The organism is Paenibacillus sp. GCM10027627, assembly GCF_042675505.1.
Lineage (GTDB): Bacteria > Bacillota > Bacilli > Paenibacillales > Paenibacillaceae > Pristimantibacillus.
In genome coordinates, this window is sequence record NZ_JBHTHB010000001.1 from 97,473 (window position 1) to 115,706 (window position 18,234).

The 18,234-nt window shown below is 42.6% G+C and carries 13 protein-coding genes and 1 CRISPR repeat array (1 of these 14 cut by a window edge); of the genes, 11 read left to right on the forward strand and 2 right to left on the reverse strand.

Annotated elements, in window-relative coordinates; translation table 11 throughout:
• Positions 1–142: 142 nt before the first annotated feature.
• Positions 143–808, reverse strand: a complete 666-nt coding sequence (locus ACFQZE_RS00445) for a Crp/Fnr family transcriptional regulator (protein ID WP_379352502.1) — start codon at positions 806–808, stop codon at positions 143–145.
• A 132-nt stretch (positions 809–940) separates the two neighbouring features.
• Between ACFQZE_RS00445 and ACFQZE_RS00450 the strand changes: the two genes are divergently transcribed.
• From ACFQZE_RS00450 to ACFQZE_RS00465, 4 genes are all read left to right on the forward strand, one after another.
• The gene (locus ACFQZE_RS00450; RefSeq protein ID WP_379352504.1) at positions 941–1,651 is read left to right on the forward strand and encodes an alpha/beta fold hydrolase; all 711 of its coding nucleotides are present in this window, start codon (positions 941–943) and stop codon (positions 1,649–1,651) included.
• Positions 1,652–2,970: 1,319 nt separating this feature from the next.
• The gene (locus tag ACFQZE_RS00455; protein ID WP_379352506.1) at positions 2,971–3,855 is read left to right on the forward strand and encodes a hypothetical protein; all 885 of its coding nucleotides are present in this window, start codon (positions 2,971–2,973) and stop codon (positions 3,853–3,855) included.
• Complete coding sequence (locus tag ACFQZE_RS00460; RefSeq protein WP_379352508.1) at positions 3,852–4,628, forward strand: ParB N-terminal domain-containing protein; 777 nt, start codon at positions 3,852–3,854, stop codon at positions 4,626–4,628. Before ACFQZE_RS00455 ends, ACFQZE_RS00460 begins: the two co-directional genes overlap by 4 nt.
• A 428-nt stretch (positions 4,629–5,056) precedes the next feature.
• Positions 5,057–5,785, forward strand: a complete 729-nt coding sequence (locus tag ACFQZE_RS00465; RefSeq protein ID WP_379352510.1) for a hypothetical protein — start codon at positions 5,057–5,059, stop codon at positions 5,783–5,785.
• Positions 5,786–6,117: 332 nt separating this feature from the next.
• Here the strand turns inward: ACFQZE_RS00465 and ACFQZE_RS00470 are convergent, their stop codons facing one another.
• Positions 6,118–6,315, reverse strand: a complete 198-nt coding sequence (locus ACFQZE_RS00470) for a hypothetical protein (protein ID WP_379352512.1) — start codon at positions 6,313–6,315, stop codon at positions 6,118–6,120.
• Between the two features lie 772 nt (positions 6,316–7,087).
• Here ACFQZE_RS00470 and cas6 point away from each other — a divergent pair.
• From cas6 to ACFQZE_RS00505, 7 genes are read left to right on the forward strand one after another with little or no spacing between them, the layout of a single operon-like run.
• Positions 7,088–7,993: a CRISPR system precrRNA processing endoribonuclease RAMP protein Cas6 gene (gene cas6 / locus ACFQZE_RS00475; protein ID WP_379352514.1), complete on the forward strand. Its 906-nt coding sequence runs from the start codon at positions 7,088–7,090 to the stop codon at positions 7,991–7,993.
• A gap of 51 nt (positions 7,994–8,044) precedes the next feature.
• Positions 8,045–9,031: a DUF6602 domain-containing protein gene (locus ACFQZE_RS00480; RefSeq protein WP_379352517.1), complete on the forward strand. Its 987-nt coding sequence runs from the start codon at positions 8,045–8,047 to the stop codon at positions 9,029–9,031.
• A complete protein-coding gene (locus ACFQZE_RS00485; RefSeq protein ID WP_379352519.1) occupies positions 9,028–10,620 on the forward strand; it encodes a Cas10/Cmr2 second palm domain-containing protein in 1,593 nt (530 codons plus the stop codon). The genes ACFQZE_RS00480 and ACFQZE_RS00485 overlap by 4 nt, the downstream gene beginning before the upstream one ends.
• Positions 10,617–12,797 carry an RAMP superfamily CRISPR-associated protein gene (locus tag ACFQZE_RS00490; RefSeq protein WP_379352521.1) on the forward strand — a complete coding sequence of 727 codons (2,181 nt, stop codon included), beginning with the start codon at positions 10,617–10,619 and terminating at the stop codon, positions 12,795–12,797. The genes ACFQZE_RS00485 and ACFQZE_RS00490 overlap by 4 nt, the downstream gene beginning before the upstream one ends.
• Positions 12,794–14,218, forward strand: coding sequence for an RAMP superfamily CRISPR-associated protein (locus ACFQZE_RS00495; RefSeq protein WP_379352523.1), 1,425 nt, complete (start codon positions 12,794–12,796; stop codon positions 14,216–14,218). Before ACFQZE_RS00490 ends, ACFQZE_RS00495 begins: the two co-directional genes overlap by 4 nt.
• Positions 14,215–14,838, forward strand: a complete 624-nt coding sequence (gene csx19, locus ACFQZE_RS00500; RefSeq protein ID WP_379352525.1) for a type III-D CRISPR-associated protein Csx19 — start codon at positions 14,215–14,217, stop codon at positions 14,836–14,838. Before ACFQZE_RS00495 ends, csx19 begins: the two co-directional genes overlap by 4 nt.
• Positions 14,835–16,880, forward strand: coding sequence for a TIGR03986 family type III CRISPR-associated RAMP protein (locus ACFQZE_RS00505; RefSeq protein ID WP_379352527.1), 2,046 nt, complete (start codon positions 14,835–14,837; stop codon positions 16,878–16,880). Before csx19 ends, ACFQZE_RS00505 begins: the two co-directional genes overlap by 4 nt.
• A 322-nt stretch (positions 16,881–17,202) precedes the next feature.
• Positions 17,203–18,234: direct repeats of the CRISPR family, unit length 33 nt; unit sequence GTCACTCTCCGTGAGGAGAGTGTGGATTGAAAT; it runs 1,000 nt beyond the window's last position.

Consider the following 18,234-nt stretch of genomic DNA (forward strand, 5'->3'; position numbering starts at 1 on the left):
TGTGATGGCGTTTTTGTTTTTGCAGCCTCGTAGGGAGCGTACTTCAGAGGTTGGGTCCGAACGAATCGAGTGAACGGAAAGCTTTAAAGAAGTTGATGCAAACGGACGAACAAGGCATCTTATTCCACCGCAAACATCTCACTCACTTTCCTTCATTAAGCAATTGCGAACGCTGAATATGTGTAATTTCTCCACGAACAACACGTAACATCTGGTCGTTCTCCATCTTTTTTAATGTCCGACTAATCACTTCTCGGGCTGTCCCCAATTCAATGGCTAGAAAGTCGTGTGTAATCGAAAGAGAATCGTTATCTTGGCTTGTCTTATCAATTAAATACTCCGAAATCCGCTCTCGTATGGACTTGAAGTTGATATCATCAATGAGCTTGGACATAATAATAAGCCGTTGTGCAAAGGATTTAAAAATAAACTGTCGAAACTCTTGATGCTCTCCTACCCATTTTTTATACAGATGAGTTGGAATAATAAGAAGCTTGCTGGGTTTCTCTACGCAAGCGGAGGCGTCATATGGGGATTCTCCCAGTATACTCGACGCAATCAAGGGACAGCATTGTCCGCTGCCAAGTCTATATAATGTGACTTCTCTACCGTCGCTGCTCAGCTTATATATTTTGACGGAACCATCTAAGATTAAAGGAGCACTTTCTAAATAGTTCCCTTCATAAATGCTGAAATTGGCTGGCACGACCTCTATAGATAATCCTTCTTCTTGCCAATCATCTTCGGTAAGGGCAGCAAGACTTGGGAAACGAGCAACGACTTCTTTAATTTGTTCTTTATGTATCACGATTACAAACTTCCTTTCGTGAGTTGTTCATTCATTTGGTGACAAAGTCACGGACTTATTATATGGATTTATATTATCGTTGTAAACAAGAGATGGTACAACCACTACAACTGAAATAGGAGGAAATAACAGATGAGTACTTATGTATTGGTACATGGAGCGTGTCAAGGAGAATGGGTATGGGATCGGGTGAAACCTGAACTGGAATCGTTAGGGCATAAAGTTGTTACATTAGATTTGCCCGGCAGCGGGAAAGATATGACGCCTCCGCAGGAGGTAACGTTGGATTTGTATGTGGACAAGGTCGTGAATGCGATCAAGCAACAAAATGAGGATGTTATTCTCGTCGGTCATAGTATGGGTGGCGTCGTCATTACTCAGACGGCTGAGTATGTATCGGACAAGCTGGATAAGCTCGTTTATTTATGCGCATTTTTGCCTAGAAACGGGGAAAGTCTTGCAGGGAAGTCAGAAGGAGAGAAAGGGCCTAAATTCGAATTTAACGAAAAGGATATGACGTTAGCTCCTGCGGCTGAAACGGTGGAGCCAACATTTTTTAACGCAGTAGCAAACGAAGAATTGAAACAATGGGCAATGGGGCTTTGCCGTCCGCAACCTCTAGTTCCATTTCAACAAGAGGTAAGCATCTCGGATGATAAATTCGGCAGTGTAGAGAGAGTCTATATTGAGACAACATTGGACCAAGCGATCCCAATTGAATTTCAGCGGAGAATGAATACTGAAACGACTTGCAAAACGATCCTTACAATGGAAGCCGATCATGCTCCGTTCTTATCCAAAACGGATGAGTTGGTCCGTCACCTGCATGAACTGAGCCAATAAGCAAAAAAAAGAGACTGTTCCCTCTTGGGCAGACAGTCAAGAAAATGCCGCCACTTTTGTGGCGGCGTTTTTGCTTTTTTGCGGAAACTGTCCGTATTGATAGTTTATATGATGAATCAATACACCCTTGAGATACATTAAAGCAACAGTCACTTTCACATCGATGGATTGAGTTTTATGATTTGAGAAATAATGTAATCTTCGTCAATAGGGTAAATAGCATGGAGTATATGGGGAAATCAGCAATAGTATGCGATTTATCTTTTGTTTGTATTTTTGAGAGTAATATTATGCGGTTAGCCGTGTATGAACAAAAAGCTTATCCAATATTTCTTATCCGTTATTTAAATAATTCTAGTGGTCTAGTCGAGCTAAGAAAAAATTCTAAGCAGGCTATTAATCAAGCTAGTATCAACCAAGTGATATGAGGAGTTGTAAAGTCCCTTTGACCCCGATTCAAGAGCAGAAGGATAAATAATGCTATTAAAGGAGCAAGCATTTAAGGAGCTCGCTAGTGTTGTTGAACAAATTGATTTTTTAAGAAAGCAATTCTTGTTCGTGTATACCGTGGTGAACTAGGCACTAATAATCCAAATGAGGGATGAGCAATAAAATTGTTAAAAGAAGTAATCGCGAATTTATAATAGTTGGAATGAATCATTGTCGCGACTGAGCTCTGTGATCACAAAGATGATCACGAACCCTGGATTATCGCCTGATATTCAAGGAAGCAACAAAACAAACAGAAGTCCAAAACACAAACCGTAGTAGAATTTCGGACACCACGGTATATTAAAAGACACAACTTATTCCAAGCTGGCAGCAATGAGGTAAAGGGGAACCCCTTAGGCTCCACCGTAATAGGGCGGGACTTATGAATCTGCAAGGATGGGAGTATGTGTTGCTTCTTTGGATTTTCTTCATAAAGGATTACAGAATTTGATACAACTCCTAGTACTCTTCGTAGAGTCGGTTTCGTCAGTCATATAATTGAGATTAGGACATCTTATGGCATAGATTTGAGTTAGTAAGAGTTTTATCTGATGCGACACCATAATGCAATAAAAGCCAATTCGGAAGGATCAGCCTTTCTTGCATTAAGGAGCCTCAAGTTACGGATCAAGGGGTTCAGTTAATGAATATGCATCGACATTTTTATGTAGTAAGACGTATGACCATGTGTTTTAACGGAAAGGTCAATATTCCAATCAAAAATGGTAATAGTATATATTTATTGATTATATTTTAAAAAAAGAAAAATTTTGTTTTACAGTTTTTTTGGTTTATTGTAATATGTAAATCAGGAGGATGTGCTGGATATGACAGACGAAAAACAATGTACAAAGTGCAAAGAAATCAAACCTATTACCGGATTTTTCGTGGGGAAGAATGATTGTAAAGAATGCTCTAATTTTTTAAAAAAAGAAAGACTATTAAAACTTGAGTTGAAACCAAAGGAATATGTCGCAACAAAACAGTGCGCTAGTTGTAATAGAGTTAAACTACGAGAGGAGTTCCTAACGGACAAGTATACAAAAGATGGTTTGCAAAACTCATGCCATGACTGCGAGAAGTTGTTAAAGCTTAGGTACGATTTAGCTATTAAGGCAAGACGCGAGGCAGATCCTGACTTGTACCAAGTAGCCGAAAAGAAGTGCTCTAGTTGTAAGGAAATAAAAGAAAGAAGTCAGTTCAGCAAACACAACTACTCATTAGATGGTTTACAAACCTATTGCAAATTTTGCAAAAGAGTGTTCGATAAGAAGCGAAAAGAAAAATTTAAGGAACAAGCCTTAGAAAAAGTAGTTATTGAGAAACGATGTAAAAATTGTAGAGAAACTAAAAATACCATGGAGTTTACAAAAAGCATCAATTCTAAGGATGGATTTTCAAATATTTGCAGAATGTGTATGTCCGTTCAATATCGTAATCGAAAACGTGAAAAGCAGCTTAAAGAGCGTATAGAGGCAATAGGTTATGTTGAAATCGAGAAAGTCATTCCGAAAGACATAGATTTGTTCCAGACCAAGATTTGCACTAAATGCAATTTGGAGAAAACACTTCGTGAATTTAACTATAGTTATTCTGTGAAAAGGTTCCGTTCTGAGTGCAAACAATGTGGTAAAGAAATAAGGCATAATTATGCAGTGAATAACGAAATAAAGCGTTTACAGCGTTTAAAGCAAAGGAGAGATTCTGAATGATTAAAGAAGAGGTAAAGACCCAAAATACATATACAGAGGTTTTCGTAACGAAAGATTATGATAAGTTTAATACCATTGATGGAAACAGAATTATCAACGAGTTGCATGTAAAACGTCTTATTGAGTCAATGCAACAGAAACAATTAATCACACCAATTATCGTGAATGAGAAATATGAAATTATTGATGGTCAGCACCGCTTTAAATCTCAGTCAATTTTGGGTTTACCGTTGTACTACATAGTATGTGAGGGATACGGTCTATCAGAAGTTCACCGTTTAAATGAAAAAAGTAATAATTGGAAGCCAAATGACTTCTTAAACGGTTACGCGACTTTCGCCGAGAAAGAAGAGAAATTCTTTGACTATGTCTTGTTAAAGGATTTTATTGATAACAACGGAATTACACCAATTTTAGGAATTTCTTTAACAAGAGGGGAATTAAACGAACAGGATGCAATGACAGCATTTAAAAATGGACACTATAAAGCGAAGAATATTGAAGAAGTACAAATGTTTATGGATCTACTCGAAGATTTCTCGCCGTATTTCTATGAAACTTATAAGTCCACAAAGTTCATTAAAGCCTTCTTGTTGTTTTCAAATAGTACAAAATATAACCACGATAACATGACAAAGAAACTTGAATATATGAGTGGTTACCTGCAACCACGGAATCAAATTAGTCAGTATCTGGATATATTAAGCGATATATACAACACAAGGCTCTCGGAGAAAAGTCGTATTCACTTTAAAGGCGAGAAAGAACTTTAATAGAATCGAGGTACACAATGACAAAATCAAAGACGACAAGCAGTTTCAGATTCGACATTGATTTTATTGATCTACTCAATACATGGTCCTTTGTAAGTAAGAGAGAGAAGAGCGCTCTCCTACAGGACGCATTTCGAGAGTATGTCAAGATGAAGCAGAACTCAGATACAGCAGATAAAGTAAATATGATCTTGGAAAGTTTACGAGAGGATTGATTCGCTTAGCCGTTTACTGCAATTTTCCAATCAAGTTTTTTGTTAAGCGTGCTGTAGAAAGATAATCGCTTTAGTTAGTCCGAATTATTTAGGAGAGGCTGTTAACGGAGGGAATAGAGTTAGTTTCCAATAAGACCCAAATGCAAGTAAGAGGCGTTTGTTTTTGAAATTAGGATATTTTGGTTCTAATGTATTGTAAGGAGAGATCTGCTAATGACAGAAGATTTATATAATCTGTTTATTTCAGGAGATGAAAATGCTTGGGAATCTAGTACTATAATTTTTACTTTAGATCGTTGTCTGCGGGAGTATACCGAAAAAGACATTGTTGAGAGGTTCGGTAAGTTAGGTAGCTCAGATATTGAACAGATAAAACGACTTCCATGCATTTTTGCATATGAAAACTATTGTGGTAAGGATGCTAGCATTGGTTATATAACAGATATTATTGTACGACAGTCTGGTGTTAAAGTTACGATCCAGAAAATGAAGGAACTTTCATTAGAAACCCTTCATAGATTGCAATTTGAGCTAGATTTAAAAAGTTGGGAATTAAACAGAACGCATTGGGCAATAAAAAAAGTTAAACTATATAAAGAACTACAACACTTAGGTATTGACTTCAATAAAATAAAAACAAGTCGGCCCATTGATATAACTAGACATAAGTTTGATGTCTCTTTTACATTTACAGGAGAATCTCGGCATTTGGTTGAACAAATTGTAAATGGGCTTGAAAAGATGATAGGCATTAATAATATATTTTATGATAATAACTATATTAGCCAACTAGCAAGACCATCATTAGATACTCTACTACAAGATATATATAGAAATCGTTCAAAATTAATTGTTGTATTTTTATGTGAGAAATATCAAGAGAAAGAGTGGTGTGGTCTTGAGTTTAAAGTAGTTCGAGAGATGGTAAAGGAAAAGCCGTAAATAGAATTATGTATATACGACTTGATACGGGATATGTTGATGGAGTGTCTAGTACTGATGGCTACATAGATGGGATAAAATTCACCCCGCAACAGATAGCCAATTTTATAAAAGAACGTCTTAATCTCCTTGAATAATTTAATGAAGTGAAATAAGCCTTTAATGAGGTGGGGAGAATATCGTTTTAAGCTGTAAGGCCTAGGTTTCAATTGCCTCAGGCTCCAACAAAACTTAAATAAAAACGGAAGCGAATATTACTTGCTTCCGTTTTTTGTAACTTATTATTCTTCTAATCCGGTTACAATTAGACTTGTATTAAAATTCTGCAAGCTTCAAATCGCAGGCGCAACATACTTCTCTTTGTCATAAAGGTTGACATGGCTCGCCCCTTTGATCCACAACCGTTCCTTGAGCTGTTGCGCGTTAGCAAATACTTCGGTTGTCATCGGTGACGTGATGACTTGAGAACCAGCGAGCGCTTCGCGAATCGGAATGAGGACATCGCTACGGCAGCGGTTATTTCTCTCCAAGGCATCTACCTTCATTTAAAAATATAGAGGAAACATTTAGCGCCTCAATTCAAATGAAGATCAATGACGGCCTTCATTTGGCTGAGCAAATACTGGATAACGATTCATTATCGCTTGAAGGCAAGTTTTTCAGGCATTAGTTGAATGGTTCGGTCGGCATATCGGTTTCCTACATCCTGAAGCGTCCGATCTTGTTGCCCATTGTGAGCACGTTCTCTGGGATATTATTGCTGCAAGCAATTTCTCTTCCGAAACAAAAATTCAGAAAATCATTTATCTTCGTCTACGAAGAAATTGATGGATGTGGATAAAGATACCGCGATAATAGCCGAGATATTGTTTGCCAGCGCATTATACTGGAAGCATAGTTGTACATTGCGCCAACAGTTTATGGTGAAAATGAGAGAGGTAATCCGCTTTTGTTGTCGAGACTTTAGCGATTTTATAGATGCTGAAAACCATCAACGAATTTAAGCTTATGGAGTAGGGTCCACCTGGGTTCAGCCAAAATAATTTTGTAAACACGCTAATTAAGGCGTGTTTTTTATTTTGAGCTCTAAGGGGGGAGACAGGGGCCCGGGCTTGTTCGTGCCAACAAAGCCAAAGACAAATGAGCAACATGCGACCACTCTTTACTCACAGTGTTGGGTTATCATGGAAGGTATTTTCAACATTTTGTCGAAATTCAAATAAAGATATGATTCTTTAGATCGATGTCAAAAGAATCATATTTAACCTTTTAATATTAGTAATTGTGGGTGGGAGGAACATTGTGTTCGGGCATCTGGAATTGTTCACTATGCGAGCCTATTTTCGGGCCAGAGAAGTCGGGATCCTCCCAGCGTATCTCGGATCTACGATACGAGGGGTACTCGGGCATTGTATGCGAGAGTTTGCCTGTATTTATCCAAATGAAAAATGTCACCTGTGCAGCCATGCTCCGGGATGCGATTATGCGCAGCATTTTTGTTCGCCTGGTCATGAAGCGGGATCGGTAAATCCTTATGTGATCTATACGCCTATTCGCGGCAAAACGCAATGGGATGCAGGTGACATGCTTTTTTTTGATTTGACGTTAGTGGGAAAATCGGCGCATTCAGCCGGAGTATTTCTCGACGGTTTGCAGGCTATGTCAGAGCGAGGCTGGGGAGCACGACAAATGCGATTTGAGCTGGAACAAGTCATAATTCCACAGTCGGAGCAAATCGTTTGGTCAGGGGGTAAGTCTTGGTTGCGTAATGTAAGGCCCCATGGATTGGAATCGAGTGGGCGGAAAGCCAAAAGTGTGCTGATTCGATTTGATTCGCCGACGCGGGTCGTTGTTTCACAACAAGTTTGCAATGCCTTGACTTTTTCTCAAATTATGATATCTGCAAGCAGGCGGATAGCATTGTTATCGCATGCCTATGCAGGTGTTCGCATGTCATGGGATGAGGAAGCACTGCTTCAAGAAGCAGGACGAATTCGCACGGTGGAGGAGCGCTGGTTTCCTATTGATTTCTCCAGATATTCAATCAACCGGGCGAAAAATCTAGAGCTTCCTGCGATTGAAGGATGGGCCAGATTTGAAGGGAATTTGGAGCCATTAACGGCGATTCTTGAAGCCGGGCAACGTTTGCATATCGGCAAAAATGCTACACATGGCTTCGGCCATTACGAGTTGTTTTATGATCGATGACATATCTTTATGTTTTGTGATTTTTAACCAGTTGCTTGGAAGGGGATCAAAATGACCAATGTACAGAAGAAAAATGAGAGACGAGTTAACGCTGAAAAGAAAGCAATTGATGCCATTATTAATAATTACAAGGGATTGGCGGGGTCGCTTGCCAATCAACTCACTTTGGAGACTCCCAATCATCATTTGACAACCGGTAGTTTTCGGGAGGAAGTATGGTATTCTCTGTTTCTTCAAATAGTCCCGCGCAAGTTTCACATTGAGCAAGGAATATTCATCATTGATTCCAACGGTCACATTTCGGATGAGGTTGACTTGGCGATATTTGATCAGAGCTATACGCCCTATATCTTTAAATTTGGAAAGATCAAGTTCATTCCAATTGAAGCCGTTGCGGTTGCGGTGCAATGTAAAAGTAAAGATATTTCAGGGGCAAAGGATTGGGTGAAATCGATAACCGAGCTCAAAACCTCGCTTGAATCGGTCACCCGGGTAATTAGCGGTTTGAGCCATAACAACATAAAAAACGCACTACCTGAAGCAGGGAGTCCGATCAAAAGCATGTCCCAAACTTCGACTCGCCCTATATTCATTTTGTGTTCATTGGTTGAGGCAGGAAATCCAGCAGACCCTAAAACGAAAAAGAAACAAAATGCAACCTGCTTCGACATCGTTCTAAATATCGATAAAAATAAGCGATTAAGCAAAGTCATTGTAAAGGAAGGAATGGACTACAGCGATTGGTATAAGGAGCTGAATCATTTTAGACTAGACCGCTACAATGAGGAAAGTGAAAATTACAAAAGGATCGCTCAATCTCAACCTCCGCTTCAGAAGACCATGAAAGACCTGGAGATTGGTGCAAACGATGATAACGTTATTTTGTCGCTTACTCTCCAGCTGAATCAATTGTTGATGTTAATCAACAACCCGATATTTTTCCCTCATCAATCCTATGCTGAGATGTTCCGCAAACATTTGAATCATACGGATATGGATCATTTGAATGGGCACTCAGAGTCAGGAGGCGTTCTATGATACTCGCCATGTACGATGTAAGCGGCATACAGCAATATATTTTTCAGTCGAGCCGTATGAAGGAAAATGTCGGTGCATCTCGGATTGTTGGAGATATTCTTAAGGTGCATCTGCCAAATGTATTGGAACAGCGGTATGCGTCCGGTACAGGACAGCAAGTAATTAGCGAATGGTGTGAGGAGCAGTCTTTCTCTTTCCTTATGAATCAGGATGTCATGATCGAAGTCATTTACATTGGCGGAGGCAACGCTTTAATTGCTTATCGACATGTAGAGGATTATCACGCCGTGAATGAACAATTGGCAAAACGATTGCTGATCGTCAGTCATACACTCTATTTGGCTGTGGCAGCGATTGAATCAACTGGAAATTTTATTAAAGATAAGGGCATGCTCGAAAACCGCATGTCCACGGTGAAGGCGCAAATGCAGCGTCCTCAGCCCCCTGGAGCATTTCCGATATCGGAGCAGGAGACACAAAGCGGGTTGCCGATTACAGCTATCAGTCTGCATCGAAACGTATCTAGACTGCAATGGCTTAAATTAGAAGCGATTCCGCAGGAAAATAAGCAGGAGCCTGTCCCTTTTCCATCTAATGAATTCGGTTATAAGCGATGGGCATTTGAGATGAACGAATTGATAGAGGAGCGAGAGATAGACAGTTTGGTTGCCATTGTTCATATCGACGGCAACGGCATGGGGAAGCAATTGCGTGAAAAGCAGCGTGAACTGTATGAGCATGCTTATTCTGAGGCAGTACATGAGATGCGGCAACTGTCTAAGTACATCTCCAGCGGCTATTCAGAAGTATTCAATAAGACCATTGTTGATTTAATGGAAATTCAGCCTACGGATCGCTGGAAGAAGGTCACCACCCATTTGCCGATTCGTCCGCTTATTATGGATGGAGACGACTTAACCATCGTTTGTTTAGGCGCTTGGGGCGTACCGTTTGCGGCCCGATTGCTGAAGCAGTTGGAGAAAACATCTCGGACTGCGTCGCAGGATTTTATTTCGTTGTCGGCATGCGCTGGCGTTGCTTTGGTACACAGCCACTTTCCGTTCAATTTAGGATATGAAGTAGCGGAAGCTTGCTGTAAGAGAGCGAAAAAGAAGCGTGCAGATGAGGGAGGCAGCTTTGCGTATTTGGATTTTGAGATTGTGCGAGACAGCAATCCACAGCTTTCGAATCGCCAATCTTCTTTACGTGCACGTCCATATCAAATAACGGCCTATGATCATAGTTTGCCTGACAAGTCTGTATTAGACTCCAAGCAACGGCCCGACAATTTCAATATGCTGGCAGCGTGTATAGCCAAAATTACTGATAGTGGGTGGCCTAATTGGAGGCTGGAAAGATTGTATTCCGCGTTGGTGGGCGATTTGAAACAACTCGAATTTTATTTGCAAGAATGCAAGTCGCGTGGCTACAGGCTGGATCAGCTTCTGCCCGAGGACGTGTTCTATCGTTTAGGTGCGAAGCAATGTAATGTCTCGATTGATGCGCATAGGCTTCTTCTTGATGCGTTGGATTTGTACCAGATGTTTGACCAGAAAGTGTGGTTTTGCGATAAGGGAGGCACAGAATGAAAAGCGGATGGTTGGAAATTGAGCTGAGAAGCGAACTGACAACAGGGACGGGCAATACATGGGAAGGGTTGATTGATGTTGATATTGCCCATGTAGGTGGTCTTCCTATTATACCGTCGAAGCGGTTGAAGGGAGCGCTGCTTGAAACGGGCAAAGAATTGGTTGACTGGGGCTTACTTAAAGCTAAAGATTTGTATGCGTTGTTCGGCACGTCGGGACTCGATGTTAGCTCACCGTTGCAAATTCAGGATGCTCATTTACATCAAATTCAGGATGGCTCATCAAAAAAGGTAATTGAGAATGTCCCAGAACTGTTGCGACAGCTTAAGGTGAAGGGGTGGGAGGAGCAGGAAGTGCTAGAGTCATTCACAAGCCTGTTCACCCGCACCGCAATTGATGAACGAGACGGTTCGGCTAAAGAGGGGCACTTACGGACAGTGCGAGCAGTACACAAAGGAGTTGTGCTGCGCTGCCGCATCGATATTGACGAAAGAGCGGATAATGCTGCGCTGGAGAATACACTGCGTATGTGCGTCAAAGGACTGCGTCATCTCGGGCTGGCGAATACGCGAGGTAGTGGCGAGGTTACATGCCATTTAACGGGGCTTGCGACTGCTTCAAGTGCAACTGCCTCTCAAGCAACTGCTATTATGAAGGATTTGGGCGATGGCAAGGTAGAATTCCCATTCCATCTGGAGTTGGATCAGCCAATTATTATAGCAGGGCGTAAAGGTTTAGCGGACAGCAGTGAGGATTGGATTCCGGGCAGCACGCTGCTCGGCGCCTTCGCCGCATTGTACATCCGCGAATATGATTGTGGTCAGCAGGCACACGAGGATAAACGATTTTCACGGATATTTCTTAGAGGCGGTGTCCATTTCGGCTATGCTTTACCGATGGTCGAAGGACGTGTATTTGCACCAAGTGCAATCATGTGGCAGCAAGAGAAAAATGAGACTCATGGCTTTGACTTAATGCGTGGAATTCAGCCACAAGATGCTGAGTTGCGGAATTTGGACGGAATGGTGTATGCGGATTGGTCTCCGCCAAATCCAATCCTGTACCAGCATAGGGTTCGCAAGCAAGTGCGTATGCATCACTCTCGGGCAAATAATCGAGCCATCGGGCGCGCACTGGGTTCGGAGTCGAGTACAGATGAGCGACAGCAGGCACTGGAAAAAGACTCCACAATTCGCGGACAGCTCTATCAATATGAAGCGATAGAGGCAGGCCAGCGGTTCTATGGCCTTATGCAAGGTAAACGTGAGGATGTTCAGTTGCTGCTGGAGCTTGCTGAAAAATATCACTATCGTCTCCGGTTAGGACGTTCGCGTACTGCGGAGTATGGAAATGTACGCTTCGTACCACGGCTCGAATTCTGTCCGGTGCTCATATCGGAGGAAATAAGGAATGAAGCATCACCTTACCTCGCTTTGTCATTAGTTACCCCAATGCTGCTATTGGATGAATGCGGACGTCCCGATCCAAATCCTAGGTGGCTGCTAGAACAGATATCAAGGAAATTAGATTGTGATGTCATCATTCAATCGGCAAGGCTTCGTTATACAACATTATCCGGCTATAACGCTAAATGGAGGCTGCCGAAGACGAATCGTCCTGCACTGGATGCCGGCTCCGCTTTGGTTTTAAAGTTCGACCGTCCGATTGCGGGCATGGAGCTGGAGTCGATATTTTGGGGATGGGATACAGCGGAGGGCAACGGGCAAGTTCGGGTAATTTCACTTTGTCAAGAGGAGCTAGGTAAGCTGCAGTCGTTTAACTTGTCTAATTCGAATTGTAATGTGGAGCAGCCTAGCGATAGCGTATCTACTCATCCCCTTCTGATTTGGCTTGCCGAGCGAAAGCAAAGGAAGCAGTGGATACTGGAGCAACAGGCTTTAGGCGCCGACTGTGCTGATCATATCTCTATCGAGGATTTGCAAAAAGTAGGGCTTACTAAAATCCAGCAGATGAAGTCTTGGATGGATTCGTACGCTATTATTGATAACGGAAGTCGAAGCAGCTACGATGCTTTTTATAATCAAATAGAGCAAATTAAGAACAAATCTTCACAGCAGAATTGCTTGAGACTGATCCGGTGTTGTGAAGAAAGAAGTGACGTTTTTATCCGATCATATTTACGAGCATTAGAGCTGAGAGCGAGGGGAAATAAATGAGCAACCCGATTGTCAAACGATATTGTTTGCTCCTAGAGGGCAAGCTCGCCTCTCCGTTGCTTGCCGGATCAGGGAAAGATATGGTAACGGATTGCGATGTGATCGTAGATGCCAGTGGGAATCCTTATCTGCCGGGAAGTTCTGTGGCGGGTGCAAGCTTGCATTATTTAAAAGCGTCTTTTCCCGATCAGACTGCACCTTTAACGAATTTATTCGGATCAAGAGACGGTTATCGCAGCAGGTTGTATTGTTATCACACGGAACTGCTCCCGACAGTGCCTGGGGAAAAGGTATTACTATCACATAGGGATGGCGTGAAGTTGGATGAATACAAAACAGCGGATGACCAGGCAAAATATGAAATGCAGATCGTAGAGAGCGGAACTTCATTCCGTATGCGGCTGGAATGGATTTTACGAGAAGATAGTTTGGAACGGGAGGACGAAGAAGAGGCAATCATATGTATGATAATTGACGGTATCGCAAAGGGAGAGTTAACTTTTGGTGCCAAGAGCAGGAGGGGATTCGGTCGTCTAGGGCTGGATCGGGTGTCGGTCGCTTCTTTTCGTCACTTAAGAGATACGGAAAAGGATAGCTTGCGCTGGCTGGATTGGGGCTGGGATTTGAACGAATTTGACTATTCCATCATGTGGGAAATCGATAAAAGTACGTTAAGACAGGTAGATAATGATTGTCTTCGTACTTTGAGAGCGAACTCCAGTTGGCATGAGCTTCGAATTCCGCTTGCCGTGAGTCAGACGATTATGATTCGCCAATATAAAACACCGTTGTCCGACGATGTTGATTATGAACAATTAACCGGAGGTGTACACGGGCGTCCCGTCATACCGGGTATGAGCTGGGCCGGAGCGATTCGGCGACATCTCTTGCAGATCATTCAGGAAACAGGCTCTGATCAGAATCTCGCGGCATTAAAAATCAGTCAGCTATTCGGCTCTATGACAAATGGAGCGGCAGAGAATCGCAATAGGCTTAAAGCATCACTGCTGCGCATTGAAGAGACGGAAATAATAGGAGGCACTGCGCTTCTAACATCAAGGACGGCAGTTGACCGCTTTACCGGTGGTGTCAAGAGCGGTGCGTTATTTACGACTCGTCCTTGGGTGCATGGACACGTTGAACTCGTTATTCGTTGGATGGAGCCGAGGGAATATCTGCTATCCAATGAATCTGGCTTGTCGCAAGAAGCTATTTGCGGTTTGCTGTTATGGGTAGTGCGGGACTTGCAGGAAGGTCTGCTGCCAATCGGCGGCGAAACGGCAGTTGGACGCGGTGTTTTGAAGCAAGCCGGAGAAATTCGGTTGGATGGTGAGATTATCAACGACGTATTTGAATCCCGGTGTAGCCGCGAGGCTTTGCTGTGGTGTACTCGACAGCACAAGGAGATGAGTCGGTTATGAGTTTGATTTTAGATGAAGCCGGGATTAAAAATCGGCGCATTAAACATGATGTCGACGAACAACAAGTGTTGAGGCAAGCAAAGGGAGTGCTTGAATCCTTTGAGGAGGCTTATGTTTATGCGATGATGGATCATACCGTAGCTTTCGGCTGGTGCCGCGGCACCGATATTATACTAGTCGTTGATGGATTGCCGGTTATACTGGATTCGCTGCTTTATGTGCAGGAACTGCGATTGTTTGGCGAATTTGGAGAGTTCAAGGCTGTTCGGACAGGAGACACTTTCTGTAGTCGTATACTTGAAGAAGAAAATAGCGAAATAGAAAAAACATATATGGTTTATCAGGAAACGCATAAGCTTTGGGGATCGGTTGATCAAGGCGCATCAAAGAATGTGCCAGGATGGTGCAAGCTTTCTTCGGCTAGGGGAACTTGTTTGTATGTTCCAGAAACAGCTAAAGAGGCGTCAAGCAAAGGATTGATTATACGCAGTTATATTGAGTTCAATCGCCAACCTCCAGGTATTTATGAAACGGATTTCTTGGATGCGAGCTTATATCGATTTATCGATGAGCGTTTCGTCAAATTTGTGGATTGGCATGAAAGGGAGGGGAATGTATGAACCGCGAAAAAAATAAAGATTGGGATGAGACTCAAAACCGATTTGTAAATCCGTACAATTTTGTTGCTCTAGAGGAGAAATGCCAACGCCAACACGTTGAACATTATCGAGAAGGTGAACGGCTGGCGGGTTTTATTGAATGTTTGCTAACGACGCGGACACCGCTAATTATTCCTAATACCTCCAATGACAAGGCGCTGCATACTTCTAAAACCACTGTTGATCAGACTTACGATTTTTATTCTTATACGAATTTAGAAGGAGCTGGGAGTGGAGCAGCGCTGAGTAGTGTCCGCGAACCAGCCATGCCCGTCATACCTGGATCCGAACTCCGTGGAGTTATTCGAAGTATTCATGAAGCAGCTTTCAATGGCTGTCTGTCAACGGCAGATACGAGTAGAACAATGTATAGAAGGGCGATGAAGGCAAAGGAAGCTGGAATCCTCCGAAAAAAAGACGGAAGATGGGTTATTGTGCCTTGCAAGAGAGTCATGCTAAATACAACTTACATTGGAAATGAGCGGCATGGGGAGAAAGTCGAAAAATCAGTTTATGAGAAGTGGGAGGAAGGAAAGCAGCTATATGTACTAGTTTCCGACAAGCCTTTTGTAACCAGCAAAAATAAAGAGACGAAGAGCTACGTCGCACTTTCTTTTTCAGAGGAGAGTCAGGGAAAGGAATGGGATGTTGGTTATTTACATAAAGGGGAACGGTTTGGGACAAAAAAGCATCATGAGTCTATATTTGTACCGCTGTCCGAACCACATGATCTTCTTCCTATAGATTCCGCTGAAATTATACGATTGGAAGAGGTTTTAAAACAGTACGGGGACCCCAAGTTGAACCGACACAAAGGCAAAGAGGGGCACACCGGATATTCAGAGTTTCAGAGTGCATTCAGTGAGTTTTTTAAAAGTAACGGACAGGGTCAACTGCTTGTATATTACAGCACTTACAAACAGGGAACGGAGCTTAAAGCTACTTATTTGACGCCCGCGATGATGTCCAAAGAAGTATATCGTAAAACGATCGGGGATTTGCTAGAAGCAAACGGAGGCTACCAGCCTTGTACCGATCGGGAGGACGTATGTCCTGCATGTGCATTATTTGGAATGGTTGGCGTAAAAGGGAAAGCTTCACTTGGCTCGCGCATTCGTTTTGCGGATGCTGAATATTTCTCTGCTGATTCTAATTCAGATGGAGAGAGTTATGGACATTTATACCAGTTAGTGGAACTAGAGGAGTTGGGAGAACCGAAGCCGGGCGCGGTTGAGTTCTATACAATGCCTCCTATACCGCCTGTGAAGAGAGCATCAGAATACAAAAAGTGGACATATGATGATGTTCTGGAATCATGGAATAAAATAAGGCCCTTGAAGTCGAATCAGCCTCAACTGAGAGGAAGAAAGTTTTATTGGCACCACATGCCTAAGCAGTCGCACAAAGCGAGTGTTAGTGAGAGTAAGCCGAGTATAAACGATTCAATGCGAAAGGAAGTTCGGGCAGTCAAAGCAAATACCGAATTTCGGTTTCGGGTTTATTTCGATCAGGTGACAATAAAAGAACTTGCACAGCTTTATTGGGCTCTGACATTAGGAGATAGCAGCAAATACGCATATAAAATTGGACACGGCAAGCCACTTGGCTACGGTAGTGTTCAATTGAAACCAGATAACCTGTTGATTCGCCGAATTGATCCAAATAGCGGAGCGAGAGCATTATCCCCTTACGATTTCAAAAAGCTAGACGAACATCTGCCGATGATTTCAAAGGCAAGGGAACAACTCCAACATATACTAACATTGCGATCTTCTGTGTCTGCTCACGTTTCTTATCCGAAATTTAAGCCTGCTGCTGCAAAAAGCAATAAAGCAAACGATAGTGCTTCGCATCAGTGGTTTAAGACTAATATGAGTAGCGATAATCAGTTTTTCAAGGTGCTTCCTACAGTTGAACAAGAAGTAGATAACGACTCTCAGTACCACTTGTTTGAGATTTTAAAGAAAAACAATACAAGTTCAAATTCTTTTAATAAAAGATAAGATAGGTATCTGATAGATGAGAGTGCGTCGGCAAAACAATTCAAGTATTATGAAGTAACTGCCGATAGAGGAAGCACACCCGTAGGTGTTGAACTCATTCAAGTGATCTAGAATAGTCTAGCACTATTCGTATAATGAAGGTTTATAGGTGCAGGTGCGAATGGTAAGCTCACATAAAATCCCTAGGAGATTCGCACCTAGCGTACCATTGGATTATTTTGCGTGGTTGCTGGCTCTTTTCATAAATTATTAGAGTGTTAATTTGAGGTTCGCACTTTATAGCCGTTAAAGCCTTGCTGGATAAGGCTTTAAATGTGTCGCTGTCACTCTCCGTGAGGAGAGTGTGGATTGAAATATTTTAGAGATGGCTTTCCGGGCAGAGCGCAAGGTCACTCTCCGTGAGGAGAGTGTGGATTGAAATCAGATCCATCGTTTTACCATTCAGCTTCGCCGTGTCACTCTCCGTGAGGAGAGTGTGGATTGAAATAATTACTAAATCCGAAACAAGAGGAACGGACAAGGTCACTCTCCGTGAGGAGAGTGTGGATTGAAATGAGATAATTCCGCTTATAAGTGCCGGTCACGCCAGTCACTCTCCGTGAGGAGAGTGTGGATTGAAATAAAATCAACGATAAGGAGACGATAAAATGACGAAGTCACTCTCCGTGAGGAGAGTGTGGATTGAAATTTTTGTTTGAGCGGAATACGCAGAATGAGCGCGAGTCACTCTCCGTGAGGAGAGTGTGGATTGAAATTTCAGCAAGTACCGTATGCGGCCCCGTTGTGTTGTCACTCTCCGTGAGGAGAGTGTGGATTGAAATTGCGGCTTAACAACGGTATAGACCATACTTTCGGGTCACTCTCCGTGAGGAGAGTGTGGATTGAAATCCAACACTGTTTGCCCACCACTCAAACGGAGTCAGTCACTCTCCGTGAGGAGAGTGTGGATTGAAATCAAGTCCTTCGCCCGGCATTGTTGTGATGTACGGGGTCACTCTCCGTGAGGAGAGTGTGGATTGAAATCCTTGTTTTTGTTGCTTATCGCTGTGGTATCCCGTCACTCTCCGTGAGGAGAGTGTGGATTGAAATCGCAACCGCCCGCGCGGGAACATACGATATTCCTGTCACTCTCCGTGAGGAGAGTGTGGATTGAAATCCAATAGGGCTAAATGGTGAAAGGAGGAGTATGGTCACTCTCCGTGAGGAGAGTGTGGATTGAAATAAGGATTTCTCCCAACAAAAAGGCTCTACTTCCTGTCACTCTCCGTGAGGAGAGTGTGGATTGAAATACCTTTTAAATGTGGATCGCTTTGACGAAAGCTGTCACTCTCCGTGAGGAGAGTGTGGATTGAAA

Excerpts from the sequence above, each read along its gene's own strand:
- ACFQZE_RS00490 (WP_379352521.1), top strand. The coding sequence starts at position 10,617 with ATGAAAAGCGGATGGTTGGAAATTGAGCTGAGAAGCGAACTGACAACA.
- ACFQZE_RS00505 (WP_379352527.1), top strand. The coding sequence starts at position 14,835 with ATGAACCGCGAAAAAAATAAAGATTGGGATGAGACTCAAAACCGATTT.
- ACFQZE_RS00450 (WP_379352504.1), top strand. The coding sequence starts at position 941 with ATGAGTACTTATGTATTGGTACATGGAGCGTGTCAAGGAGAATGGGTA.
- ACFQZE_RS00455 (WP_379352506.1), top strand. The coding sequence starts at position 2,971 with ATGACAGACGAAAAACAATGTACAAAGTGCAAAGAAATCAAACCTATT.
- ACFQZE_RS00485 (WP_379352519.1), top strand. The coding sequence starts at position 9,028 with ATGATACTCGCCATGTACGATGTAAGCGGCATACAGCAATATATTTTT.
- ACFQZE_RS00465 (WP_379352510.1), top strand. The coding sequence starts at position 5,057 with ATGACAGAAGATTTATATAATCTGTTTATTTCAGGAGATGAAAATGCT.
- ACFQZE_RS00480 (WP_379352517.1), top strand. The coding sequence starts at position 8,045 with ATGACCAATGTACAGAAGAAAAATGAGAGACGAGTTAACGCTGAAAAG.
- ACFQZE_RS00495 (WP_379352523.1), top strand. The coding sequence starts at position 12,794 with ATGAGCAACCCGATTGTCAAACGATATTGTTTGCTCCTAGAGGGCAAG.
- ACFQZE_RS00460 (WP_379352508.1), top strand. The coding sequence starts at position 3,852 with ATGATTAAAGAAGAGGTAAAGACCCAAAATACATATACAGAGGTTTTC.
- csx19 (WP_379352525.1), top strand. The coding sequence starts at position 14,215 with ATGAGTTTGATTTTAGATGAAGCCGGGATTAAAAATCGGCGCATTAAA.